The following is a 26,633-nucleotide window of genomic DNA, read 5'->3' as shown; positions in this document are numbered from 1 at the left end:
CTTATCCGTTTACGATTTCATCTAAGTACGACCATCTTTCAATGAGATGCTCATAATGTGCATTTAGTTCATCTAATTTCGCCGTTAACTCCTGCAATTTAGTAAAATCAGCGCCAGCGTTTGCAATCCCTGCCTCGGTTTCCATAATCGTTGTCTCTGTTTTTTCGATCTCATCTGCAATGGTTTCCCATTCTTTTTGTTCTTTAAACGACAGTTTTTTCTTGTCAGATTTTGGCTTATCAATCTTTTGTTTCTCCACTTTTGGTGCTTCTACCTTGACAGATGTTTCCTGCTCACGCTTTTGTAAATAATCGCTATAAATATCAAGCGACTCATCGACATGTCCTTGCCCGTCTAATATCCATAGCTTTTTAGCTATACGATCAAGGAAGAAGCGATCGTGGGAAATGGTGATGACAACGCCTGGGAAATGTTCGATAAAGTCTTCTAATACTCCTAGCGTTTCAATATCTAAATCATTTGTCGGCTCATCCAATAACAAGACATTTGGTTGTTCCATTAAAAGTCTTAATAAGTGCAGTCGCTTCCGTTCTCCACCGGATAATTTACCGATTGGTGTACCGTGTGCATGCAGTGGGAATAAAAAGCGCTCCAACATTTGAGCAGCGGAATAGCGTACACCTTCTGCATCGGTGATGTCATTTGATGCTTCACGAATATATTCAATCATGCGCTCATTTTCATTCATTTTCGGTAACGTTTGTTTAAAATGGGCAAGTTTGACGGTAGAACCGACATGAATCTCTCCCTTATCCGGTGAAAGTTCGCCAGCTAGCATATTAAGTAAAGTGGATTTACCAACGCCATTGGCACCGATAATACCAATACGATCGCCTTGTTGCAGTAAAAACGTAAAATGCTCAACGATTTTTTGTGCACCAAAAGCCTTTGATATATTTTCAGCCTCTAATACTTTGCGTCCAAGGCGTGTTGTCGCTAAGCCCAATTCCAGTGACACATCATCTGACTTGCGTTCTAAGTTGTCTTCCAATTGTTCGAAACGCTGAATACGAGCTTTTTGCTTTGTGGAGCGCGCCTTTGCACCGCGACGAATCCATTTTAACTCCGAACGATAACGATTGCGATCTTTTTGGGCTGAAGCCGCGGCCATTTCCTCACGAATCGCACGAGCCTCTAAAAAGTCTCCATAGTTGCCTGTATGTCGATATAGCGTTTGGTCGGCAATTTCATATATATGGGTTGATAATTCATCTAAGAAATAACGATCATGGGTAATGAAAATAACAGCACCTTTTAAGCGCAATACCATTTCCTGCAACCATTCTGTGGACTGTACATCTAAATGGTTGGTCGGCTCGTCCAATAAATAAAGGTCTGCTGGCTCAATTAACACTTTTGCTAAAGCGACACGTTTTTGTTGACCACCTGAAAGGGTTAACACTTCTTTATCAAACATTTCAATGCCAAGCTTTGTCAGCGCGGTTTTCGCAAGGGCATTGACATCCCAAGCTTGCTCCTCATCCATACGTTGCTGTAAGCTAAACAATGTTTTTTGTAAACTTTCTGACGTTGGGTTCATCGCAAGCGCAGCCACAGTTTCTTCATATTGTCGGTTCAGTTGTAAAACGGGCGAATCGCCTGCAAACACGGCTTGTAGTACCGTTTCACCACTATTAAATGTTGGTTCTTGGGGTAAATACGCTATACGATATTTATTCGGACGATCAATGGCAATTGCATCCGCTTCGATTTGACCAGCTAAAATGGACAGCAACGTAGATTTCCCTGTACCATTAATGCCGATGAGACCCGCACGCTCCCCTTCATAAATTGTAAATTCGATATTTTGAAAGAGCGTTTTATCGCCCACTGTCTTCGTTAAATTTTGTACGATTAAATGACTCATTATGCTTTTCCATCTCTTTCGTTCTGTAATTGCTGTAAAAAGCTGACCATAAATTGATGGCGTTCATTTGCCATTTGCTTGCCTTTATCAGTCGTCATTAAATCTTTCAATAATAAAAGCTTCTCATAAAAATGGGTTACAGAAGATGTATTTTTACTTCGATAATCTTCCTCGGTCATTGTTGTACGTGCTTCTTCTGTATCATCGTAGAGTTTACGACCTTTGGCACCACCATAAGCAAATGTCCGTGCAATGCCGATTGCGCCAATGGCATCCAAACGATCAGCATCACGCACAATTTTCGCTTCAAGTGAAGTGGCTTTCAGTTCATTGCCCCCATTAAACGACACTTGTGCGATGCAATCACGAATATGTTGTTTTTTTGCATCACTAATCGGCAATTCATTAATAAGCTGTTCTTCTTGTTCTTTGCTATCTGTATACTTTTTATCACTCACATCATGCAAAAGCACCGCCATTTTCACAACCTCTGCATCTGCATCTGGTTCTGTATGTAAAATCGCTACCGCATTTTCATAAACGCGCTCAATATGTTGAAAATCATGACTCGCATCAAATTGCTCATAGATACCACGTACCTTGTTTTTTAAATCATTCATATCCATTCTCAGTCCTTCCTCTTTGCCTATTATACTGTATTGCTATCGGAAGTTGGTAACGATGTAGCCTTTTCTAGAGAAAAACAAATAAAAAATACATATCAATTGATTAATTATTCAGACTATTGTAAAATAAACATACAGAACAACCTCTATTGTTCTGTATACTCACAATTTGCGTAGCGTACAAAAAACTATGTGTTTTACTAGCTTAAATAACTTCAGCGGGCTTACAATTGAATACTGTTTGACAGAATGATGAAATGCGTATAGTGTAACCGATCATCTTCAATAAAAGTGAACATTTTCCCTTATTTTCAAGTTTGTCAACCCGCATAGTACATGTACAATACAAAAATTTGTGAACAACCAGTTAGTTTTGTTTGCACGACCACGAAGGCTTTTACCAAATGTAGCAAGGTATGATGGATTCTTCATTAAACGATGTTACCTTCTACTATTCGTACCTGAGTAGATTGGAACGTAACGCCTACCTTTAATGATTCATGTATCATCCACTATGTGATCATTTTGCGAAATGCCGCATCATTGGAGTCGTGCTAACAAGGATCGATAATTCATTTAGGCAACATTTTTCCGAAGTTCATTTTAGGTAAAAAGGAAGTAATACGTTACGAAGGAAGTAGGAAAGAAATTGACTGCATGTAATACCCTCCCGCTGAAGGAACAATAAAAGCTGCCCATCTTATTGAGATGTTGGCAGCTTTTATATTGTGAATGCTTTTACCCGCGAATTGAGGTATTTTATCCGCGTTTTTTTAAACTTTACCCGCGAAACAACTACTTTTACCCGCGATATTTAATTAAAACAACCCGACCGCATGTCCTTCACGATCAACATCCATACGTAGGGCAGCTGGCTGTTTAGGTAAACCAGGCATTGTCATTATATCGCCTGTTAAGCAAACTAAAAATCCTGCACCAAGCTTTGGAATGACTTCACGAATCGTTACGGTAAAGCCTTCAGGACGCCCTAGTAAACTTGGTTGGTCAGATAACGAATATTGTGTTTTGGCCATACATATCGGCAACGTATCCCAACCAAATTTTTCGATTTGCGCCATTTGTTTTTTCGCTTGGTCTGTAAATTGGACATCTTTCCCGCCGTAAACTTTCTGCACAATAGTACGTACTTTTTCTTCAATTGATTCGGTTACATCATATAAAGGAGAGAAATTATTTTCTTCATCTAACACAGATATTACTTGTTCTGCTAAGGCTAATCCACCTTTGCCGCCCTCTTCCCAGACATTTGTACGGGCAATGCGCACATGATTTTCTTGACACCAGTTTAGCACGGCTTCTAGTTCTGCTTCTGTGTCTGTAATAAAACGGTTTAACGCGATAATTGGTTCAACACCAAATGTACGAATCGTCTCCACATGTTTCGCTAAATTTTCGATGCCTTGTAACAGGGCAGGCACGTTTTCTCCAACAAGTGCTGTTTTCGCTACTCCGCCATGCATTTTCAATGCACGAATGGTTGCTACAATTACTACCGCACTTGGTTTAAAACCTGCTTTACGTGCTTTAATGTTCATGAACTTCTCAGCGCCTAAATCGGAACCGAAGCCCGCTTCTGTTACGACGATATCAGCTAGCTTACGTGCTGTTTGTGTTGCCATAATGGAGTTACAGCCATGTGCGATATTGGCAAATGGGCCGCCATGAATAATAGCAGGTGTCCCTTCTAATGTTTGCACTAAGTTTGGTTTGAACGCATCTTTTAATAGTAATGTGAGTGCGCCTTGTACTTGTAAATCGCGCACAAATACTGGCTCACGATCAAATGTATAACCAATCACGATGCTTGCTAAACGCTCACGCAAATCATCTATGCTAGTTGCCAAACAAAATACCGCCATAATTTCAGAGGCAACTGTAATATCAAAGCCATTCTCACGTGGCATCCCTTGTACTGGTCCACCAAGACCGATCACCACTTTTCGAAGCGCACGGTCATTCATGTCCATCACACGTTTCCAAATGATACGACGAGGATCTATGTTTAAAGCATTCCCTTGATGGATATGATTATCAATAAATGCTGACAGCGCATTGTTCGCTGTTGTGATGGCGTGTAAGTCACCAGTAAAATGTAGGTTAATATCCTCCATCGGTACAACTTGTGCATAGCCACCACCCGTTGCGCCCCCTTTGACACCCATTACTGGGCCTAGGGAAGGCTCACGCAATGCAACAACAACATTTTTCTTTAATTGATGAAGGGCATCTGCTAACCCAACCGTAACTGTTGATTTTCCTTCACCAGCTGGCGTTGGACTAATGGCGGTCACTAATACCACCTTTGCATCCTCACCATGAGCTGTTATTTTTAAAGGATCGATTTTAGCTTTGTAGCGACCGTATTGTTCTAATGCATCCTCTGGAATGCCGGCCGCTTTGGCGATGTCTATAATTGGCTTCATTACCGCTTGGCTAGCAATTTCTAAATCTGATAAAGGTTGATTTTTCGTTGTCATATGGAACCCTACTTTCTCTATATATGATTCAACTCCATTATAGACTTTATTGTGAAAGAATACACAGTTAGTTATGCAATATTTCGACAATCAATTGACATCTCTAATGAATTCATGTATGTTCTAAGAGAAAATGCAATTTTTCATATTTTTTCAATTATGTCACGATTTAATTGATAGTATTTTACATTCAAGCGCATTGGAGGCGAATGCTTATGCAACAAGGAATCGTAAAGTGGTTCAATAACGAAAAAGGTTATGGCTTTATTGAATGTGATGATGGAGAAGATGTATTTGTACATTTTACGGGCATACAAGAGGAAGGCTTCCGTACACTTGAAGAAGGGCAAAAGGTTTCATTTGATGTAGTGGAAGGCAATCGCGGTCCGCAAGCATCCAATGTTGTGAAATTATAAGGTACAAGGAGCTGTTCAACAACTGAACAGCTCCTTATTTATAAACGGTCCTACTTTAAACATCTCTAAGGGTTAAGCCAATAAAATGCCGAAGGAAACATTAATGTTTCCTTTGTTCGATCAGTATCCTTCAATGTCACTCCGAAAGGCCCTTCACTTTTATGTCCAAGCATCATTTTTGTAGCAGCAGCTTCTTCATAGAAATCTAAACGAATATTTGGCAAATGTAAGGCAATAAACTCGGAATGTACAACTGGCTCCGGTAATTGTAATACTTCATGCCATAACTTTGCTGTTGCCTGTGCATCTTGCACATAAAATTGCACAGATTCCATTGAAATCGTTTGTGATGTTGTTATCGCCCCACTGGCTATTAACTGCGCATAGCGCTCCTCATCTCCATCAGCCCACTCAATAAAAAATGGAAAATCAATTGCTTGCCCTACTTTCCCAAAATGCAATAGTTTCCAATGCACAACTGATCCATCTGGTCTCGTTCGACTACAAGCATCTGGTCCATAAACATCGAAACCAAGAGCACTTAATCGTTGTGCCTCTTGCTCTATATTTGTTGTACGTAAAGCAATTCTTGAAAAACCATAGCGCTCATTGTTCTGTTTGAACGTATAATGCAGAGAATACGGTAATTTAGCCGCTTCCTCAAATAGTGCATGATCGTATACTGCTATTTGTTCAATATAGCTTAATCCAAAATAGCTTAACGTATTATATGTCCCCCACATTGTGTGTTGCCCACCATTCACGGTATGGATATGACGTTTATTTAAAAAGACTTTCATATTTTCTGGTGACTGAACTTGATGAACTAAATGATCAAAATACAAAGTCATACTTCTACCTCCTTTTGTCCTTTCATTATATACTTTACCAGTTAGTTTTGTTGGTTTAAATTAAAATTAAAAATATTTAAATAGTTATAGTACTTTCTCTATACTATGAAACTATTTTAAATGATGTCATTCAAGGCCTACAATGGATTTTGTTTTAAGATTTTGCGAAGTTTGTAGCTGCTTAAGAGGATTGTAATTGAAAAAATAGACTATAAAAAAATGACCAATGCCAGTGTTCTTACTTAACATACAACACTGCTATTGGTCATTTTTTATGGGATGTATAAGGCGAGTAGTTAATATTTGTTTAACGTAAGGATTACGTTTTGTACATCATTTTATATACGAAAGTTGTCAGCATATTTTAACACGAGCTGCGTTCGGGAAGTGACTTGAAATTTCCGATATAAATTTTGCAGATGCTTCTTCACCGTATTTTCACTGACATATAAAATACTAGCAATTTCTGCATTTTTAAACCCTTTACATAAATAGCGTAACAGTTCCTTTTCACGTTGGGTAATTTGCAATGATTGTGCTGGCTGAACGTATTGATGTAATAAATAACTATTTTCAATCAAGCGCTTCACAACTAATAGCTTTTGTCGATCCTGTTCGGTAAAGGGCTTTTCCCCCTTTTTGCGTAAAAAGCCAATTGCCGCGGATGGCTTATGTTGTATAGTCAAATACATCACCATTTCATCTATAAAATCATGGTATTGTAAAAAGCTTTCTATATAATAACGCTTATTCTTTCTTGATATCACTTCGTTTTGTTGCATTAATTGAATATCAGGCTGGTTTTGCATATTCATCGGATGTAAAGGATCATAAAATTTATATACATTTAAATAATTTTCCACTGTATACGCTTCTACATTAAAACACACTGGTTGATTAGTTAACTCGTCATCTATCACTTCCCAGAATATAGCATGCTCGTAGTGACAACATTCACTTAATACTTGCAAAACATTCAATTTAAAATCTTCACTTGTTTGTTGCAAATTAATATTTGAAATTCTAACCATTGCTTCTAGTAAATAGTTCACCTCTTTTATTTCAAAAAATATTATAATCACCTCTATTCTCTCTTTTAAACACATATATTCTCTTTAAATCAATTTTATCCTTTTGGGTAATGTTACTTTTTCATTTATCATTTTAAAATAAACTTGTAAGTCAAACTAATAATGAGGTGATCAGATGAATTTACAAGAATATGCTTCCTATGATGGGCTTGGATTAGCAGAGTTAGTAAAAACAAAGCAGGTGACACCGCAAGAACTTACAACATTAGCGCTACAAGGAATTGACAAAGTGAACGCTTCGATTAATGCCGTTGTTAGCGTATTAGAGGAACAGGCTGAAAAAGCAATATCAACTTTACATGAACAACAACCATTTGCAGGTGTCCCCTTTTTAATTAAAGAACTTGTCATTCATGCAGAGGATGTGCCACATAGTATGGGCAGTCGTATGGCAGAAAAGGCGGTGATGTCCGTTGACAGTGAATTAATGAAACGTTTTAAAAACGCAGGTTTTGTATTAAGTGGTACAACGACAACACCGGAATTCGGTTATAATGCTGCAACAGAAGCTGTCGTTTACGGCCCTACTCGTAACCCATGGAATCTAGACCATAGCCCAGGAGGTTCAAGTGGTGGAGCATCTGCTGCTGTTGCTAGCGGCATTGTCCCTATCGCACATGGTAATGATGGTGGTGGATCACTTCGTATTCCCGCATCATGCAGTGGTGTCATCGGTTTAAAGCCCTCACGTGGCCGCGTACCGATGGGCCCTTACAATAGCGAAGCATTAAATGGACTAGCCATTGAATTTGCCCTTACTAAAACCATTCGTGATACCGCTACTTTACTGGATCAAGTAGCAGGGCCAGACTTAGGTTGCTACTCGGTTATACAAAGCCCAGAAATGCCCTATAGTAAAGCGATACTACAAAAGGGAAGACCACTAAAAATCGCCTGGACTACAGCAACTAATTCTGGTGTATCCGTCGATATGGAATGTATTGAGGCCGTTCATAAGACGGTTAAATTATTAGAACAGTTAGGGCATGAAGTAGTTGAAGCACGACCAGTTTATGACCAAGCAACCTTTTCCAGTGCAACGGTCAATATTTGGACAGCGAATATTTATAAAATGATTGAAGGTGCTGCCGCATTAACTGGGAAAACACCTTCACGCGATCATATTGAAGCAGCCATTTGGCAGTGTTATGAATATGGCAAAGAGTTAAAAGCTAGTGCACTATTAGAAGCCATCCATACCAATGCACTTGTGTCACGCCAAGTTGGAACATTCTTTGTGGATTATGATGTGCTATTAAGTCCAACAATCGCCACTTTACCAGCCAAAATCGGGGAGCTAAATGCCAATAATCCAACTATTTCAGCAATTGAATGGACAGAACAAATTTTCACATACGCACCGTTCACAAACTTGTTTAATGCAACAGGTCAACCATCGATATCATTGCCACTTGCGATGAGTGCGTCAGGCTTACCAATCGGACTCCAATTTACAGGGCGCTTCGCAGATGAGCTAACTCTGCTTCAGCTTGGGAAACAATTAGAGGAAGCGGTTCCATGGAAAGACCGTCTTCCACCCGTACATGTAGGTACTGAAGTTGCAGAAATTGCTAGAAAGTAAGAAAAAGGAGGTGCAAGATTCATGCTTGCACCTCCTTTTTCTTGTTTATCGACATTGGACATTCTATTAAGTCAAACGTTTGAAATAGGAGACAACGGGTATTTGCACCAACGATTTATCATGTACTTGGCTTAGATATCCCTTCATTTGTTGAAGGCGAAATTATTGAAGACATTGTTACCACCCAAAAAAGGGAATGATTCACACAATCATTCCCTCAAAGTATGAGCAACACGCAGCCGTTTGTTCTTAATCGAACAATAGTGTACCCGCATAAATTGCGTTTGTTCTTACCCCTGGTTTAATTTCTCCATTTATAGAATAAATGTTGCTATCCATTAACACTAAGCCCTCACCACAAGGTGCATCAAATGGGACTTTTCCTACAGAACGCCAAGTATCTTCTTGCGCATTATAGATGAGTACATCTTTATTCCACTTAAATTCATAAGGGTCTGCAGTAAAGTATTTTGTTCTAAATGCCAAAAGTTCATCATCTTTTAATGTCCCTAAATTTTTTACTGCATCATCATAAACTTCTTTATTGAAACCGCCAATGACCATCATTTCATTGTTATTTAATTTGACTGAATTAGCGCCAAGTAAAGATAGCTCTTTGTCATCCAGTTTTACAGAGGAGGCTTTGGACCATTGATTTTTTTCAATATTATATTGGTAACCATCTGTATAGGCAACAGATCCGCCACCACTAAATACATAAAGGTTTCCATTTAATATTTGGGCCACACTTTGGTTTCGAACACTTTCCCCTGGTATCGAAGCTAGCTCTTTTATTTTCAATGTTTTTAAATCATATTCATATAATTTATTACTTTCTTTTGCATTTTGCTTACCAAGTCCAATATACAATTTACCATTCTTTTCAGCCGCTATCCCATCACTAAATGTAAATGGCAAATCCCCTATTTTCTCTACTTTCAATTTTTGATTTTGGTCAACCGTCAATAATGTGATATCATCTGCATATTCTTTGTCAGGACTGCCACCAATATAATAGATTCCCTTTTCTGTCGTGATAGACGCTCCATAACCAATCTCATGATTAAGGTTCGTATGCTCTACCAGCGTTAACTTGTTGTTATCTTTTTTATAGACATAGACATCGGAGTAATGTTTCTTTGCCCCTCCATTTAAAACTGTATCATAAGGGAAATTAGCACCTCCTCCTACGATTAAATAATCTTTATAAGAGCCAGCTAAGACGCCAGCTGTTCCAATATTCTTGTCAAATCCTTTTTGTGCCTCAAGTTCTCCTGCATATTCCCATGTTATTCTGTCCACTGATTCTCCGTCCCTAGAAGCTTCTACTTTTTTATTTGCCACACCAACACCTAAAACCAGCATTGATGCCATAGCTACTACCAAAAATTTTTTCATACGTTCGCCTCCTCTTCATTTGGAAATATAAATTTCTTATTATGGATATAAAAAATAGTGCGCAAATCACCTCCTTTGGGGGATTGCTTTTATTTCTAAATAGCCCTATAAAAATTCAAAATATTCCGAATATTTAAGCGTGAAAAAGATTATTCTTTTGAAGGAAAACGATAAGAAAAGAGGTGAAAATAGCGTTTATATTAAACGACGGACATCGTAACAAAATCTATGTTGAAACGATACTTACTAGTATTTAAGAAAACAATTAGCTTCTTCGACAACAAAACTCCTTAAATAAACCAATGCTAGTCATCCTTTGATAGTTCTTTTTGATAAGATAGGACACCTCTACAAAAAGTCATTAGTACCTCGTAATGATCGTCTAAAACTACTATATCTGCATCCTTCCCTACTGCAATACTTCCTTTTCGATGACTAATATTTAACTGCTTTGCAGGATTTCTTGACGTCATGTTAATAACATCTTCCAGTGTACAGTCATCACAGTAATGCAGCATGTTTTTCATTGCATCATCAAGTTTTAACACACTGCCCGCTAATGTGCCATTTTGTAATTCAGCCGTACCATCTTTCACGATGACCAACTGACCGCCTAAATCATAATTGCCATTTTGTAAACATTTTGCACGCATGGAATCTGTAATTAAAATGAGCTTCTCACTTTTTTTACTTTGATATGCTAACTGAATCATTTCAGGACATACATGAATGCCATCTACAATTAACTCAGCATATAATTCTTCCAGCAACAAAGCAGCCCCCGCGACGCCCGGCTCTCGGTGATGCAATCCTTTCATTTGATTAAATAAATGCGTTACTTGCGTAGCCCCCGCAGCCATTGCCTTTTGGACTTGCGCAAATGTCGCATTCGAATGGCCGATTGAGATGACAACACCATGTTGTTTCAAATACTGGATTAGTTCCAAGCCCCCTTTTTGCTCAGGAGCCAACGTAACTAGTTTAATGGTTCCTTCAGCTAGCTTTTGCCATTTTTCAAATAGCGAGATTTCTGGCAGCACGATAAAATCCACTGGTTGAGCCCCTGCCATGCTAGGGTTCACAAATGGCCCTTCTAAATGAACCCCTAGCACCTCTGCCTGACCTGGTTGTTGATGATTTTTTATAAAATTTGCTGCGTTTTTTAACGCCTGTGAAATATGGTCGTCCGATTGTGTCATTGTCGTCGCTAAAAAACTCGTTGTCCCTTCCTGGGGCAATGCTTCGACAATTGTTTCCAGCGATGCAATTTCTCCATCCATTACATCAGCACCAGACGTACCGTGAATATGAATATCAATGAGGCCAGGTATTACGTTATGTCCCTGTAAATCAATGATAACCGCTTGCTCATCCGTTCTATAATTGTGCATCCATCCTATAGCTTCAATGTTCATACCCGTCATCTTTATAAATCCATCATCAATAATGCCATTTTCTGCATATATTTTGGCATTCGTTAAAACAATTGATTGTTCCATCAACCTCACTCTCCCCACCAATCAATTTACTTGTCCGAATATTTTGTCTGCCTTTATAACATCTTCTCTATAACCGCTTGTGCAGTCAGTTCTTTGTTATGAACGGAGTCCTTATTTGTTTTCTTAAAGTATTCTAAATAGAGTAAATCTAAAAGATAGAGCTGTGATATTTTTGCAGATAAACTGCCCCCTTGAAGTGGCCCTTCATTCGCGCCGCAAAGCAATGTAATATCAGAAAAACTTGTTAAAGGAGACTTGGCAAATCTCGTGATTGAAATAATTTTTGCCCCTCGTTCTTTTGCTACTTTTGCTACTTCAATTGTATCCTTCGTTGAACCCGAATAAGATATAAGCACAGCTACGTCTTGCTTTGTCATTAAAGCAGCAGACATAATTTGCAGATGTGAATCGAGCGAACACTCGGTTTTATTCGTAATTCTCATAAACTTGTTTTTGGCCTCCATTGCTGTCATTAAGGACGAGCCGACGCCAAAGAAGTGAATTCTTTGGGCATTAATCATGCACTCAACAGCTAGTGCAATATCCTGTTCCGATAGTAAATTAAAGGTTTCCGTTAGCGCTTGAACGTTTGAAGATAAAACCTTCGACGATAGTTCCGCAATTGTATCTTGCATCGTAATGGCACTAGATAGTTGCGGGGTTTCATTATCGAGAGAAATGCTATGAGCTAGCATAATTTTAAACTCCTGATAGCCTTTTAAATCCATCGTTTTACAAAATCGAAATACACTTGATTCTCCTACATGACACGCATCAGCCAAATCGGTAATCGACATGTAAATAACATCTTTAATATTTTCGAGAATATAATCAGCTACCTTTTTTTCCGTGTTAGTAAAAGAATTGTATCTCGAATGAATAAGTGAAAATATATCTTGTTTTGCCATTTTAATACTCCTTCTATTAATCGCCTCGTAAATGAAGTGACACAGCACCTAAAACGCCGGCTTTATTTCCAAGTGAGGCTTGCATAATTTTAACATCTGTGAAACTCTCCATCGTTAACGCTTTCACTTGATGTGCTATAATCTCAACAAGATGATCTTGCTCCATAACACCACCACCTATTATAATCGCTTGAGGATTAAAAATGTGAATGAAGGAAGTTAACCCTAATGCTACTTCTACTATCCAATCTTGAAAAACCTTTTCTAAGCTCTTTTCTCCCTGATGCATTCTTTCGAAAATGACTCTACCATTTATAAAGTCAGCGTTTATTTGCTGTGCTTTTTTTATTAAAGCCGTTGTCGAAGCGTACGTTTCATAACATCCTTGCTTACCACAGTTACACTTATTACCGAAAGGATGCGTAATCACGTGCCCAAATTCTGCTGCTAAGCCATTATGCCCTTTATAAATTTTAGAGTCTATGATAATGGCACCACCAATACCTGTACCATAAGTTAAACAAATAAAATCATGATAGTTCTGTGCTGCACCAAAATGCTTTTCCCCTAGGGCAGCTGCATTGACATCATTTTCAACTTTAACAGGCACTTTAAAATGCCTCTCGAGAATTTCCTTTAATTTAGTTCCCGTATAGTTTGGAATATTATCATTAGCATAAATAATAGAACCATCTGCACTATTAACCTGACCTGCCGTACTAATGCCTATTGCTTGAAAGCCTTGAAACTCATGGATTATCTTAATTAGTTTTTCAACTAAATACTTTCCGCCTTTGTTACTTTCCGTATCATATTCTTTAAATACTTCTAAGCGTCCATTATAATCTGCGATCCCTACTTTTATCGATGTTCCACCAATATCAGCGGCTAATATTTTCACTTGCATCATCCTTTAAAACACTATTCTTCTTCGTCTAGCAATCTTCACTATTGTATAGCCTGAACGAATCTTTTCGTAATTTCCATCGGTCTAGTGATTGCTGTACCGATCACTGCTGTATGAACACCTAAATCAAAAACGCGTTTCAATTCGTCTGGAGTCCAAATACCACCTTCTGCAATAACAGGAATCGGAAAACTTTGGACTAATCTTTTAATTAACTCTGTATCCGGCAATTTTTTATCATTTGTATATTCCGTATAACCACTTAATGTTGTACCTAAGCAATCAAACCCAAGTTCATAGGCCACTTTTGCTTCTTCATACGTGGAGCAATCAGCCATAAAAATTTGGTCTTTAAATGTTTCCCTAATTTTAGGGAAACATTCGCTGATAGTGGTGCCATCAGGTCGTATCCTTTTCGTGGCATCTAGCGCAATGATATCTACCCCCTCCTGATAAAGCAATTCAATCTCATGAGCAGTAGGTGTTATTACTACGTCGGACCCTTCACACGTCTTTTTTATAATACCAATAATCGGCAGTTCAACCATACGCTTAATTTCTCTAATATCTTCAATACTATTTGCCCGAATGCCCTTAGCTCCCCCAAGCATCGCCGCATAAGCCATTTTCCCCATAATAAAAGGGCTGTGAAGAGGTTCTTCTGGAAGTGCCTGACATGAAACAATCAGTTGTCTTTTAATACCGTCAAATACTTTTTGTTTTTTATTCATTTGCATACATCTCCATGGATAAACATTTACTTATCTGCTCCAATCGTTATTCCTTTTGTAAAGTACTTCTGGAAGAAAATAAATATCAGTAACATCGGAATTGCTGCTACAGTAGCACCAGCCATCTTATAAGCAAAGTTAGGATTTAAATCTTGCATTAAGGTTGCGATTCCTACCATTAATGTTTTGGAATGAACGTCTTGCCCAACAACAAGTTGCCATAAATAGTCGTTCCAAACTTGCACAAAGTTAAGAATAAATAAAGCACCTATACCCGGTTTAACTAATGGCAACATAATCTTAAAAAATATACGGAATTCGCTTGCGCCATCGATTTTGGCCGCTTCTCTTAATGAATCTGGAATAGTATCAAAAAATCCTTTTAGTAAAAATACCCCGAAGGCTGTTGCGACATTAGGCCAAATCATACCACTTAATGTATTGACCATATTCATATCTTGAATAATTCTAAATAGCGGAACAATCATAACCTCTTTAGGTATCATTAAACTTGAAATAAAAATAATGAAAATGATGTTTTTCCCTTTAAATTTCAATTGAGAAAAGGCATAGGCCGCAAGTGAACTAACAACAATTAAAGCAAATGTGGACATTAAAGCTACAAACAAACTATTATAAGTCCATATAAAAGCTGGCTGATTGTTAAATACATCTACATAGTTACTAAAGTTTAAGCTTTTTGGAAACCAATCTGGTGGCATTTTTACTACATCCGCACTGTTCTTAAAGGAACTTGTCACAAGCCAATAGAGCGGGAAAAGACTTAAACCGGCAAAAAATAGTACAATGCAATTTGTTATGATTTCTATTTTTTCTCTTTTCCTCTTGTTGTTCTTTCTTCGCATACTCGTTCACCTCTAATTCTTCTTGAGCATTGTTCTTAGCTGTGGCGTAGATAACACTAATGTAATGAGGAACATAATTACACCTACTGCAGAAGCAATACCAAGCTGATTATACTTAAATGCATTATTGTATAAGTAATACATGAGTGTCGTAGAGGCGTTGTTTGGCCCTCCACCTGTTAATAACTGAATAACGACAAATATTTTAAGTACTGCGATAATATTCATAATAATAATGTAAATCGTCGTCGGTTTAACCATTGGAATAATGATTTTGAATATGATTTTCATGCGACTTGCACCATCGACTTCAGCCGCTTCAAAAAGTTCCTTTTGCACCCCAATCATAGAGGCAATATAAAGGATAATGGCCTGCCCCACATTTGTCGCAAATGTAACGAAAATAATGACTGGTAATACCCAATTCGTATCCCCTAAAAAGTTGACGGAGGCTAGTTCCATTTTTCTTGCTATAAAAGGAATAAGTCCATTTGCAGGGTTTAGCAAAAAGCTCCATATCATACTCATAACAACCGCCGAGACCATTACCGGAATATAATATGCACCTTGTATAAAAGACACATATTTCGCATTTTTATCAAATACAGTAGAGGCAACAAACAGGGCAAAAAACACCGTCAGCGCGACAATACATACTACAAAAATAACGGTGTTGATTGTAGACTGAACGAATACAGTATCACTAAATAATTTTTTATAGTTAGCAAAACCAACAAACACTTCATCTTGATAATTTATTTTAAATAAACTTAAACGGATTCCTTCTATAATAGGGTAAACTAAAAATATAAGAAAAAGTAAAATTTGAGGTGCGATAAACAAGTAACCTGTCATATTTTCTTTAAACGATTTTTTATTGATTTTCATCGCTATCATTTACCTTTCTACAATTTAAGCCCCAGCATCTAGGGGCTTAAATTGTTGTAAAGTTATATACACGCCATGCTATTTTTTATAAATTACAGAATCTGCTTTTGATTCTTCAATTACCTCATTGCCTTTTGTTTCATAATCTTTCACAGCCTGCTCCGCCGTTTTTCCACCCGTGTATAGTGCTTGTAGTTCTGGATATAAAACTTGTCTTAATTGGCTGTAGCCCGGTACGTTACCTGTGAAGTTAAACATGTAAGGGTCGTTAGCAGAATACGCCTCGAAATAAGGCTTTTCAGATTTGAACTCGTTGGCAACTGATGTTCTAACAGGTACACCATTTTTAGAAGCCTTGACAAGTTCAGCATCTGTGGAAATAAATTTCACAAAATCTTTACTAACTTTTATTCTCGTTTCATCTTTTGTGTCAAATACAGTTGCACCCGTTACATACGTGAACGATAATGGATCGCCACTTTCAGAAGGAATGTTTGCTAGTCTTATATCAAACTTAGGCGCTTTTCCACTTTCCATATCAGCCTTTGCGTTATTGAATAATATTGCGTTAGTAAAACTAATTGCAAGCTGTTGATTTTGGAACATCGCATTCACGTCATTTGAAGAAACGGATTCTACCCCTGGATTTGTTAAGCCATCATCGTAAATTTTCTTTAACCAATTGGCTGCTTTCACACCGTTAGCATCATCAATGATTAAATTGCCGTTGTTATCAAAAAATGGATTGCCAAACATTCTTAAATAAGCAAGATTCCAAGTATCACCTTGATTATTTAACGCATATAATCCCATAGGGTACGCATTGGAATATTGATCTTTCGGTATATCGGACTTTAACTTGTTTAATATGTTTTCATAGTCAGCTAGTGTCCAAGTTTTAATTTCATACTCTCCACCAATGTACTCGTCAAGTCCTGCAGCTTTAAACATGTCCGCATTGTAAGCTAAAGTACCTGGGTTATGCGAGAACGGGAAGAAGTACACATCTTCACCAAATGTCACACTGTCCCAATAACCTTGAGCAATATCTTTTTTTGATTCCTCATCCACAATATCATTTAATGGTACTAATGCTCCTCTATGCGCGTAGTCTCCCATGGCAAATACACTTTCAAAGAACACATCTGGAGGTGTTCCACCATTCAGATTGACATTTAATAGCTCATCTCGTTGCTCCCCTGCAATTACCTCTACATTCACCTTAACGTTATGCTCCTTATACTCAGCAGCGAAACGCTCCCCTGCATGTTTGAAGAAGCTATCATAATCTGCTCCATTTTCAGAAGCATCTAAAACCCCTTTCCATTGCGGAGTTAACCATACTTTTAGCTCTACCACATCAGATGAACTAGAGCTAGATTTTGAACTATCAGTAGAATTACTTGTACATCCTGCTAGCACTGAAAGTACAAACAAGATTGCTATTGCAGTTGCGAAATAACGCCTTTGAAACATAAACGACTCCCCCTTATGAATGTCATTAAAATAAAATTGCCTATATGAAAGACAAGCTTTTTATTAGCTTGTGTCCTCCCCTATGTGAAATTACACTTGTAATTATCGACAACCTTTATTACTAACGGTTGACCTTTTCAAGTGGACTACCCTTTATACTTTTGGATGGCGTTGTCGATTAACGCTTTAATACTAGCGATTTTATTTAAATCGTCACCCGATACCGGCTCTAATGGAGCTCTGACACTGCCTATATGAACCCCGTTTTGTTTTAAAATTTCTTTAATCGTGGAATATAGAGAACCATTTAACGAACATAAAGCAACGATAATATCATTAATATCATGTTGAATTTTTCTAGCATTCGCGAAATCCCCTGCTGACACAAATTTTTCTGCCATTAAAAATAGCTCAGGCATTACGGCATATGTTCCACCAATTCCGCTATCAGCACCGATTATTCTGCCTGAAACGTATTGCTCATCAGGCCCATTAAAGACGATAAAATTGTCACCGGCAGTAGCCTTAAATCTTTCAATATCCATAACAGGCATAGAAGAATTTTTTACCCCTATCACTTTTTCATTTTCTATTAGTTTTTTAAAGAGATTGAGTGAAAGGTCAAAACCTGTCGTTTGTGGGATATTGTAAATAATAAATGGCATTGTCGTTGCATCCATAATTTCCGTCCAATACTTATAAACCGAACTTTCTGAAAATTTAAAGTAAATAGGTGGAATGGCCGAGACAGCATCATAGCCTAATTCTTCTGCATATTTTGCTAAAATTACACTATCCCTTGTTGATGGTGCCCCCACATGTGCGATTAATGTAAGCTTCCCTTTTAGTTGGTGTGCCACATATTTTAGGGTCGCTTTTCTTTCTTCTAAGCTGTGATAAATACATTCTCCTGAACTTCCACCAACGTAAAGCCCTTTAACACCTTTTTTGTATAAATAGTTACACAATTCTTTCGTTCTACTTTCAGATATTTCTCCTAGCTCATCATAACAAGCATAAAAAGCAGGAATGATTCCTTTATATTTTTCTAAATTCACCTTTGAACACCACCTAAAAAGTTTTTATATCATTGTCCGTTGACAAAACACCACGAAAATAGCATGGTTTAATGCCCTATTTTCGAAATGATAAAGCATGGCATTAACCTCTTGCGTTTTTTAAACGCCAAACATTTCTGTTAACGCTTACAAGTAATATTATAACAAGTCAAAAAAGTTGTAAATAATTTTCTTTATTTTTTTAATTTACGGAGAAAAATTCCACCTTCGTAAACAATAATAAAAAACTACCCCTTATAGACATGACCGAAATCTATTTAAAAGGACCGATATAAAAGGCTTCAGACTAGCCTACTTGATGTCTAGAAGTATTTAAATTGTTTTACAGATGGAGATACGATTGTTTACAATCAGTCTAAAAAGGAGAAACCAATGCTTAAGAAATTAGAAAATTATTTTCAGACTGCCTTTACAACTACCTATAATGCACAAGACAACAGTAAATATTGGTTTATAACAGAGGATAATTGTAAATTCGGCATCGTCAAAACAGCCCTTTCAGATGCCGAACGTAATCTTTTACTGACTTTATTTCTTCCCATAGACAATACGATGAATGGGCAAAATAACTCTAGCGTTCAACAAAAATGGTATGATTTTTTAAACAACGATGGAAAAGAGCTACCCTTTTTACAAGATGTAAAGACTTTGCGTTTTTGCTATTTCTATCTCAAACAACCAATTGATGATTTACATAATTTTAAAGAGGCCATTACAGGAGGATTTCAGCAACCGGTAATACTTATGATGGACGATACACATGGCATTATCGTAGATGAAAAGCCCCAAGTCGTTTTTGATAAAGAGGCATTTAGCCAACTAAGTGATACATTAACAAGTGATTTTTTTGTTAAAATTTATAGTTATATCGGTCAACTGCATCAAGCTGATTTATTCGTAAAAGAAAAGTTTAGCTATGAATACCAATGTTTCAAAGCGATCCATCGATTCGCTGATCGTGAAAAATCACTCACATTTCACGAAGCATTGCCTTTACTACTCATTCATGCTCCATCACTCGTTAACAAAAACATACTTTCCAATTTGTTTGTTGAAAGTATGCAAGGGGAGGAGATGCTTGATACAATTCAAGTCTTTTTACAATGTAATTTAAACGCGTCTTCGACTGCAAAAAAACTTTATATTCATCGCAATAGCCTACAGTATCGATTGGATAAGTTTATAGAAAATACAGGAATCGATATTCGATCCTTTGCCAATGCCGCATTTGTTTCACTCGCTATGTTGTTGCTAAAATCAGAAAATTATTAATAGTTGTTCAATGTGCCCAATGATATTTTGTGTAATGTATACATATACATTTTGCATAATTTTCTCTTATACTCTAAAAAACCATTACAAGGGAGATGAACCAAATGGCAGAACTAAAATTACAACATATTTATAAAATCTATGATAAAAATGTCACGGCAGTAAAAGATTTTAATTTGGACATTGAAGATAAGGAATTCATTGTTTTCGTAGGTCCTTCAGGTTGTGGTAAATCTACCACATTACGTATGGTCGCGGGTCTCGAAGAAATTTCTCAGGGAGATTTAATCATTGATGGAAAACGCATGAATGATGTTGCACCAAAAGATCGTGATATCGCCATGGTATTCCAAAACTACGCCCTTTACCCACATATGAGCGTATATGAAAATATGGCATTTGGATTAAAACTGCGCAAATTACCGAAAGATGAAATTAACCGTCGTGTCAACGAAGCCGCACGCATTCTAGGTCTTGAGGAATATTTAAATCGTAAACCGAAAGCACTTTCGGGCGGTCAACGGCAACGTGTGGCATTGGGACGTGCCATTGTTCGGGATGCGAAAGTATTTTTAATGGATGAGCCTTTATCGAACTTAGATGCCAAGCTACGCGTTCAAATGCGTGCAGAAATTACTAAACTTCATCAACGCCTACAAACAACAACGATCTATGTTACCCATGACCAAACGGAAGCTATGACGATGGCAACGCGCCTCGTTGTTATGAAAGATGGTATTATTCAGCAAGTAGGAGCACCAAAAGAAGTTTATGAGCAACCTAAAAATGTTTTTGTTGGCGGTTTTATCGGCTCCCCTGCCATGAACTTCTTTACGGGTACGCTTACCGATGGCAAACTCAACATTGGCAGTACTTCTATTACTATTCCACAAGAAAGAATGAAATACTTACTAGCGCAAGGCTACAACCATAAAGAAATTATAATGGGCATACGTCCAGAAGATTTCCACGATGAACAGGCGTTTATTGAATCATCGCCAGGGTCTAGAATCGAGGTAACGATTGAAGTGGCGGAATTAATGGGGGCTGAAATCATGCTCTATTCACAGGTCGAAGGGCAGCAATTTATTGCACGTGTGGATTCACATGCCAATGTTAAACCTGGTCAAGTTATCCCACTAGCACTCGATATGAACAAAGTCCACTTCTTCGATAAAGACACTGAAAACCGAATTATTCCAGGTGATAACAAACATAACGAAGACAATGAGGGCAATGAAACACCACTTGTTGTAAACTAAAAAAGGCGACTAATAACCAAAAAAGTGTTAGATTGGGCGCAATCAATCTAACACTTTTTACACGGTCATTGCTGTTTGCTACGGCGGTGCATTCCACGGTCTATTCTTATTTGAAATGAAAAAAGACTGTAGAACCGATTTTTATCGGTTCTACTTTATAAATTATATTAATATCAATACTTTATTTTTAATCTTAACTACTTTTCTCTCTTGTCATAATCCAATGCTTTTAAATTGATTTATATACGGATTTTTAATTTTTGAATTTTTTCAATTTGGTAGCTGTATCCAGTCAAATCAAGTTCTTTTACAAGAACATTAAAAAAGACTTCAGCACGATTCAAAAAGATTCCTAATAACATTTTTTGTTCAAATTCTAACACATGATCGTCGTTATCAAATAAAAATTGTATTTTTTTATTTTTTAATTGCTTTAATTGAATTCTAACTGGTTGATCGGGAAAATAACATTTCCCAATTCCTTCTTCTAAGTATTCTTCAATAACATTTAAAATATATGCCCATAGCTCTGGAAGATAATCCCAATATCGAACACCTAAAATCTCTTTATTATATTTTTTAATAGATAACCCCCCATCAAGTGTAAGAAGGCCGTCTTCTATATATTTACTCCGATTATTATTGATAAAAGAAACAAATTCATCCCAGTTATCATTTATGCTTATCGTGTACTTATCAGGATTATTTACCGCATCTTCCAAATCGTTTATAGTTCTTTTTACAATAAATTCGTTAATTGTTACGATTCCCATTATATATTTACCTCACATTCATTTAATCTGTCCCTTTAATATCTCCATCTAGCAATAACTGCTACTGAAACAAATGACTAAAGATAGAATAACGTAGAAGCCCAGATACCCCATCAGAAATTAAAAAATCCTTTCAATGAATTGTTTTAAAATAATTGATTGAATCACGCTTTACAGTTGCTAGATTATTTTGTAGGCTTATCCATAATAGAACGAAGAAAATGCTACAAGAACAAACAAACGGATTTCTCCATAACATAACAAGAGGTGATGTGTATGACGGACAAAGTAACTGCATTTAAACAGGCATTAGGGAATTATCCAACAGGTGTCACAGTTGTTACAGCTTGCAATAATCTAAATGAACCGATTGGCTTAACGGTCAATTCCTTTGCATCGGTTTCCATAGATCCGCTTCTCATTCTATGGTCATTGGACAAAAAATCACAACTACATCCATTTTTTAGTACTACAGAAAAATTTGCGGTCAATATTTTAGCGCATGAGCAAACACATTTATGTACGGTATTTTCAAGTAAAATCGCTGACAGATTTGCGCAAGTTCATTGGTCTACTTCTGCACATGGTTTACCTATTTTGCATGATACGTTAGCTACGCTACAATGCGAAACATATAATAAAATTGATGCAGGTGACCATACGATTTTTATTGGGCAAGTTTTACAAATTGATAATAGACAGAAGGAACCTTTGCTCTATCACCGTAGACATCTTGGACAAATTCCAACGAGCTTTTACGAATAATCTGGTTTAAGTAGGTATTTCAAATTTCCCCTTTGAGATACCTTTTTTTAACGTTTTAAAATCGCTGCTCATCGCATTATTATGAATGTAAAAGGAGTGAAACGATTATCATGCCCGATTATAGAAATATACTTGTCCCTTTATTATTCGTTTTCATTATTGCAGGTTGTACAAGCTTAGAAAAACAAAAAATTGAAGTTCAAAAAATGGCAGAAGACGGAGCTTATGAGGATTTCAAGGAAATTACCCATTCCAAAGAGGTAAAAGCGGTTAAACGAATACTACATCATGCTGACTGGGAGAAACGAAAAGTCGATATGGCAAGATTGCCAGACTATGAGTTTATATTTCAATTTGTTAATTCCAATACCAACGCAAAAGCCATCACTTATGCCGTTTGGATTGCTCCAAACAAAAACACACTAGAGGTCGTACAAGGTGAACAGCAATATGTTCATTTGAACGAAAAGGATTCTAACACTTTGTTCGAAGCATTAACAGACAGTAAACTAGTATATGTCAAATAAAGAAACATTTATTGAGTTCGTTAGCGGTTTTTAGTGTAAGACTACCTATGTGGCGTCAAAGGGCGCTTTTAAGGTAGTCTTTTGTTAATTATTCCCATTCTAATAACACTTTACTTTTTCTGTGGAAATCTTTGCTTTTCAAGTCGATTAATTTGTACAATCACACCATCTTGAATGGTAATTTGCACTTCACCAAATTCTAAATTTTGAATGGCCTTCGCAATCACTTCTAATTTTTTATCATCAATCTTAGACAGTTGAGACATACGATACACCCCTTCTTTTTTCACTTTTTGTATAAAAACATTCAAACATCAAGATGATTGGTTTGTTCTCTTATCTCTAAAAATTGCACTGAATTTTGCCAAAGAGCGTTTGAACATCTCTCCTAGCATCAGTACTACGTTTCTTGGAAATAATTCTATAATTCAGAAAACCTATTGTCAATATAAATATTACAAAACCTAGCTGAATACTTTGTAATTAAGTAAAAAGTTTCATTTTTCCCTTACAATTCCATATTTTTAATAACTTATTTCATCGATAGTGGTAGTGGCAAGTGGTAAATCACCTTTACTTTATTCATATTTTGGAACGGAATGATGTATGACAACAAAAAAACTGTGCAGAATTTCATCTTCTACACAGTTTGTTGTTATACATTTTGTAAGTAATTTATCAATACTTTTGCCGTTTCTTGTTTGCCAATTACTTTGATGGGATCACCTTGTGCAGGTACAATCCAATGAGGCTCTTGACCACCGTACAGCGATTGCGAGCTATTGGCAACCATGCATTGTGCGTTCGCCGTTTCCATACGAAGACGTGCACGCGATAGTAAGAACTGTTCATCCTCTGTTGCCTCTAGCTTAAAGCCTACTAACGTGACATTCGGTTGCCAGCCCTTTATTTGTCCTAACACTTTCGGTGCTTTTTTAAAGTGAATAATAGGAGGCTCGTCTGACGGCATTTTACCCGCACCTTCCATGAGATTGCCCGATTGATCGTAAACTTTATCAATTACCCAATCAGAGCCGGCCGCTGCCATGATCACGATATCTACTTGTCCTTCCTGTACCGCATGGCGAACCTTGTCACCTAAATCTTCAATCCCCTCAAAGCGTACAGTACGCATTTTATCTTGGTTAACTGGAAGTTGTGCAAAATAGCCATGCATATAGATAACATCTGCCCCAGCTTCTAATGCTGCTTCAGCCAAATAGCAGCCCATCGTCCCCTTCGATAAATTCGTATGCCCGCGCACACGATCCCATTTTTCAAGTGTTCCCCCACTTGTAATGAGTACGGTTTTTCCTTGTAATGTCCCCACTCACACTCACCTTTTCTTTTCAAACTATCATGAAATACTAAGCTTTCTTCATGTTCTATTTTAACGTAAAAAGTTAAAATAACCTATTTCTTATTTTGTTCTTTCAGCCATGCACTTAAAATTTCCGCAAATTTTTTTGTCACTGGTGAGGCTTGGTATTTCATTGCCAGCCCAATTGTTCGATAACCACCTTGTTTTAACGGGATGGCCTTTAATGAAGACGGCAATCGATTAATAACTAAGCGAGGTAAAATACTAATTCCTAAATGATGCGAAATCATTGAAATAATTCCTACTTCCTCTGACAGCTCAAAGCGGATGTTTGGTTTCACATGATACTGCTCTAAAAGAACTTTTACATCATTGGTGCCCCGATATGACGTCATTATAAAAGGCATATCCTCTAATTCAGCAATATCAATTTCTGCTCGGTTATAGAGAGAACTTTGATTGGAAACGATACATAAAAGAGGGTCTTGTACTAACTGGATAAATTGGAATTGTTCCGATTTTTGACCATTTAAAAACCCAGCATCCACTACACCGCTTTGTAACCACTGTTCGATTTCATAATAATCGCCTTCGCGCAATTCTACTTGTATGCCTGGAAACTGATTGTCCATAATACGAATAATTTCGGGCATCCAATTGGATGAAATACTAGAAATAACACCTATTCGCAATTTACCACGGGTCACACCAAGAATATGGGCCGCTTCTTGCTGTAATAATTCATTTGCATCGAGAACTTGACGCATCGCACGCAGCATCGTTTGTCCTTCGCTCGTTAATGTTACACCTGTTCGACTTCGATGGATTAGTGCAAATCCACATTCTTTCTCTAAGCTTGAAACAGCATGACTAACTGCCGATTGGGTTAATCCAAGCGCATCAGCTGCTTTTGTAAAACTCGATACTTCAGCAACTTTATTCAAAATCTCGTATTTGACTAAACTCATTCACTTTCCCTCTTATACATGAATTTTTTTAATATTAATCATTATAAACATTCGTTTTACTAATCACAATACAAGATATATAGTAAATTTTAGTATAAAACTGTTTTAGTACACAGATTGAAGGTGGCATAATGAGTAATCAAGGAAAAGCAAATTTACTAATGGTAATTGTAACAATGTTTTGGGGATTGTCTTATACGTTTATGGTTATGGGGCTTGAAACATTGGCTGTTTATAATGTGGTAGCGTTGCGTTGTATTATCGCATTTTTTGCAGCAGGCATACTCTTTTATAAACGCATGATCAAAGTCGATTTCAAAACATTAAAATACGCAGCTATTCAAGGTTTGCTTTTATTCATTGTGTTTGCACTTAGCTTATTCGGACTGGAGACTACTTCCGTTTCCAACGCAGGATTTATTTTAAGTCTGACAGTTGTGCTAGTGCCTATATTCAGTAGCTTTATCGACAAAAAATTGCCTTCAAAAGCTGTTAGTTTTGCGATTGTTAGCACAATGATTGGTATTACTGTATTAACTGTACAACATTCATTTACTTTCCAAACAGGCGATATTTTAGTCGCTATTGCTGCGTTAAGTTATTCAATTTATCTGCTGTTAAACGGTCGATTTACTCGTAGCGTAGAGTCGATTTCATACGGCATCTATCAACTCGGCTTCGCTGGATTGTATGCACTTGTATTAACGCTACTTTTTGAAACACCAACACTTCCAAATTCTACTACTTCATGGATTGCCATTTTAGGGCTTGGTATTATTTGTAGCGCCTTTTGCTTTGTTGGCCAAACTGTTGCACAACAGTATACATCTGCTACACATACAGGGCTTATCTTTTCATTGGAGCCTATTTTTGCCGCGATGTTTGCCATGATGTTTATCGGTGAGGGGCTTACGGTTAAATTACTGATTGGTGGTAGCTTTATTTTAATCGGCAATCTTGTTGCCCAACTGGAACATCTTCACCTTTTACGCTTTATAAGAAAACATGAACAGGAAAAAGTGATGCATTAATCAATACGAA

General features: G+C 37.2%; 25 protein-coding genes. 7 read left to right on the top strand and 18 right to left on the bottom strand.

The annotated features are described in order from the left end of the window. Position 1: 1 nt before the first annotated feature. The 3 genes from I5435_RS08850 to I5435_RS08840 all read right to left on the bottom strand — a co-directional run bounded on the left by I5435_RS08850 (position 2) and on the right by I5435_RS08840 (position 5,012). A complete protein-coding gene (locus tag I5435_RS08850) occupies positions 2–1,888 on the bottom strand; it encodes an ABC-F family ATP-binding cassette domain-containing protein (protein ID WP_024363478.1) in 1,887 nt (628 codons plus the stop codon). Then, positions 1,888–2,508 (bottom strand): HD domain-containing protein, encoded by a 621-nt coding sequence (locus I5435_RS08845; RefSeq protein ID WP_024363477.1) that lies wholly within the window; start codon positions 2,506–2,508, stop codon positions 1,888–1,890. The genes I5435_RS08850 and I5435_RS08845 overlap by 1 nt, the downstream gene beginning before the upstream one ends. A gap of 824 nt (positions 2,509–3,332) precedes the next feature. After that, positions 3,333–5,012 carry a formate--tetrahydrofolate ligase gene (locus I5435_RS08840; RefSeq protein WP_337983617.1) on the bottom strand — a complete coding sequence of 560 codons (1,680 nt, stop codon included), beginning with the start codon at positions 5,010–5,012 and terminating at the stop codon, positions 3,333–3,335. A 215-nt stretch (positions 5,013–5,227) separates the two neighbouring features. Between I5435_RS08840 and I5435_RS08835 the strand changes: the two genes are divergently transcribed. Beyond that, positions 5,228–5,428 (top strand): cold-shock protein, encoded by a 201-nt coding sequence (locus tag I5435_RS08835; RefSeq protein WP_004269397.1) that lies wholly within the window; start codon positions 5,228–5,230, stop codon positions 5,426–5,428. 65 nt (positions 5,429–5,493) lie between these two features. Here I5435_RS08835 and I5435_RS08830 read toward each other — a convergent pair whose 3' ends face one another. Together I5435_RS08830 and I5435_RS08825 are read right to left on the bottom strand one after the other, a co-directional pair. After that, a complete protein-coding gene (locus I5435_RS08830) occupies positions 5,494–6,279 on the bottom strand; it encodes a VOC family protein (protein WP_337983616.1) in 786 nt (261 codons plus the stop codon). Positions 6,280–6,617: 338 nt separating this feature from the next. Continuing rightward, the gene (locus tag I5435_RS08825) at positions 6,618–7,361 is read right to left on the bottom strand and encodes a response regulator transcription factor (RefSeq protein WP_233433799.1); all 744 of its coding nucleotides are present in this window, start codon (positions 7,359–7,361) and stop codon (positions 6,618–6,620) included. Positions 7,362–7,485: 124 nt separating this feature from the next. On the opposite strand from I5435_RS08825, the gene I5435_RS08820 reads away from it, so the two are divergent. Next, on the top strand, positions 7,486–8,952 hold the full coding sequence (locus I5435_RS08820; RefSeq protein WP_337983615.1) for an amidase: 1,467 nt from the start codon (positions 7,486–7,488) through the stop codon (positions 8,950–8,952). A 249-nt stretch (positions 8,953–9,201) separates the two neighbouring features. Here I5435_RS08820 and I5435_RS08815 read toward each other — a convergent pair whose 3' ends face one another. The 9 genes from I5435_RS08815 to I5435_RS08775 form a co-directional block, all read right to left on the bottom strand. Then, entirely contained in the window at positions 9,202–10,350 is a 1,149-nt protein-coding gene (locus I5435_RS08815) for a cyclically-permuted mutarotase family protein (RefSeq protein WP_337983614.1), read from the bottom strand. Positions 10,351–10,655: 305 nt separating this feature from the next. Then, positions 10,656–11,849: an N-acetylglucosamine-6-phosphate deacetylase gene (gene nagA / locus I5435_RS08810; RefSeq protein WP_337983613.1), complete on the bottom strand. Its 1,194-nt coding sequence runs from the start codon at positions 11,847–11,849 to the stop codon at positions 10,656–10,658. A gap of 53 nt (positions 11,850–11,902) precedes the next feature. Continuing rightward, positions 11,903–12,757 carry a MurR/RpiR family transcriptional regulator gene (locus I5435_RS08805; RefSeq protein WP_025219222.1) on the bottom strand — a complete coding sequence of 285 codons (855 nt, stop codon included), beginning with the start codon at positions 12,755–12,757 and terminating at the stop codon, positions 11,903–11,905. Positions 12,758–12,773: 16 nt separating this feature from the next. Continuing rightward, the gene (locus I5435_RS08800; protein WP_024363468.1) at positions 12,774–13,658 is read right to left on the bottom strand and encodes an ROK family protein; all 885 of its coding nucleotides are present in this window, start codon (positions 13,656–13,658) and stop codon (positions 12,774–12,776) included. A 47-nt stretch (positions 13,659–13,705) separates the two neighbouring features. Beyond that, the gene (locus I5435_RS08795; RefSeq protein ID WP_024363467.1) at positions 13,706–14,395 is read right to left on the bottom strand and encodes an N-acetylmannosamine-6-phosphate 2-epimerase; all 690 of its coding nucleotides are present in this window, start codon (positions 14,393–14,395) and stop codon (positions 13,706–13,708) included. 26 nt (positions 14,396–14,421) lie between these two features. Then, positions 14,422–15,261, bottom strand: a complete 840-nt coding sequence (locus I5435_RS08790) for a carbohydrate ABC transporter permease (protein WP_108030521.1) — start codon at positions 15,259–15,261, stop codon at positions 14,422–14,424. A 12-nt stretch (positions 15,262–15,273) separates the two neighbouring features. Beyond that, positions 15,274–16,158, bottom strand: a complete 885-nt coding sequence (locus I5435_RS08785; protein ID WP_337983612.1) for a carbohydrate ABC transporter permease — start codon at positions 16,156–16,158, stop codon at positions 15,274–15,276. Positions 16,159–16,227: 69 nt separating this feature from the next. Further along, the gene (locus I5435_RS08780; protein WP_025219220.1) at positions 16,228–17,625 is read right to left on the bottom strand and encodes an ABC transporter substrate-binding protein; all 1,398 of its coding nucleotides are present in this window, start codon (positions 17,623–17,625) and stop codon (positions 16,228–16,230) included. Positions 17,626–17,771: 146 nt separating this feature from the next. Beyond that, complete coding sequence (locus I5435_RS08775; RefSeq protein ID WP_229389366.1) at positions 17,772–18,683, bottom strand: dihydrodipicolinate synthase family protein; 912 nt, start codon at positions 18,681–18,683, stop codon at positions 17,772–17,774. Positions 18,684–19,076: 393 nt separating this feature from the next. Between I5435_RS08775 and I5435_RS08770 the strand changes: the two genes are divergently transcribed. Next, on the top strand, positions 19,077–19,976 hold the full coding sequence (locus I5435_RS08770; RefSeq protein WP_337983611.1) for a PucR family transcriptional regulator: 900 nt from the start codon (positions 19,077–19,079) through the stop codon (positions 19,974–19,976). A 104-nt stretch (positions 19,977–20,080) separates the two neighbouring features. Next, complete coding sequence (locus I5435_RS08765; protein ID WP_337983610.1) at positions 20,081–21,238, top strand: ABC transporter ATP-binding protein; 1,158 nt, start codon at positions 20,081–20,083, stop codon at positions 21,236–21,238. A gap of 239 nt (positions 21,239–21,477) precedes the next feature. Here the strand turns inward: I5435_RS08765 and I5435_RS08760 are convergent, their stop codons facing one another. Next, the gene (locus tag I5435_RS08760; protein ID WP_337983609.1) at positions 21,478–22,011 is read right to left on the bottom strand and encodes a hypothetical protein; all 534 of its coding nucleotides are present in this window, start codon (positions 22,009–22,011) and stop codon (positions 21,478–21,480) included. Positions 22,012–22,287: 276 nt separating this feature from the next. On the opposite strand from I5435_RS08760, the gene I5435_RS08755 reads away from it, so the two are divergent. Both I5435_RS08755 and I5435_RS08750 read left to right on the top strand, forming a co-directional pair. Continuing rightward, positions 22,288–22,776, top strand: coding sequence for a flavin reductase family protein (locus I5435_RS08755; RefSeq protein ID WP_025219215.1), 489 nt, complete (start codon positions 22,288–22,290; stop codon positions 22,774–22,776). Positions 22,777–22,886: 110 nt separating this feature from the next. Continuing rightward, positions 22,887–23,303: a YhfM domain-containing protein gene (locus I5435_RS08750; RefSeq protein WP_337983608.1), complete on the top strand. Its 417-nt coding sequence runs from the start codon at positions 22,887–22,889 to the stop codon at positions 23,301–23,303. Positions 23,304–23,413: 110 nt separating this feature from the next. On the opposite strand, the gene I5435_RS08745 is transcribed toward I5435_RS08750, so the two are convergent. From I5435_RS08745 to I5435_RS08735, 3 genes are all read right to left on the bottom strand, one after another. Then, positions 23,414–23,569: a YezD family protein gene (locus tag I5435_RS08745; protein WP_080653350.1), complete on the bottom strand. Its 156-nt coding sequence runs from the start codon at positions 23,567–23,569 to the stop codon at positions 23,414–23,416. A 389-nt stretch (positions 23,570–23,958) separates the two neighbouring features. Next, on the bottom strand, positions 23,959–24,633 hold the full coding sequence (locus I5435_RS08740) for a phosphopantothenoylcysteine decarboxylase domain-containing protein (protein WP_337983607.1): 675 nt from the start codon (positions 24,631–24,633) through the stop codon (positions 23,959–23,961). An 83-nt stretch (positions 24,634–24,716) separates the two neighbouring features. Beyond that, positions 24,717–25,592, bottom strand: a complete 876-nt coding sequence (locus I5435_RS08735) for a LysR family transcriptional regulator (protein ID WP_025219213.1) — start codon at positions 25,590–25,592, stop codon at positions 24,717–24,719. Between the two features lie 131 nt (positions 25,593–25,723). Here I5435_RS08735 and I5435_RS08730 point away from each other — a divergent pair, with 131 nt between their 5' ends. Continuing rightward, positions 25,724–26,623 carry a DMT family transporter gene (locus I5435_RS08730; RefSeq protein WP_024363456.1) on the top strand — a complete coding sequence of 300 codons (900 nt, stop codon included), beginning with the start codon at positions 25,724–25,726 and terminating at the stop codon, positions 26,621–26,623. The last annotated feature ends 10 nt before the right edge of the window (positions 26,624–26,633 follow it).

The sequence above is a fragment of the Lysinibacillus sp. C5.1 genome, from assembly GCF_016350185.1.
Classification (GTDB): domain Bacteria; phylum Bacillota; class Bacilli; order Bacillales_A; family Planococcaceae; genus Lysinibacillus; species Lysinibacillus sphaericus.
This window is presented reverse-complemented; position numbering and strand designations above follow the sequence as displayed.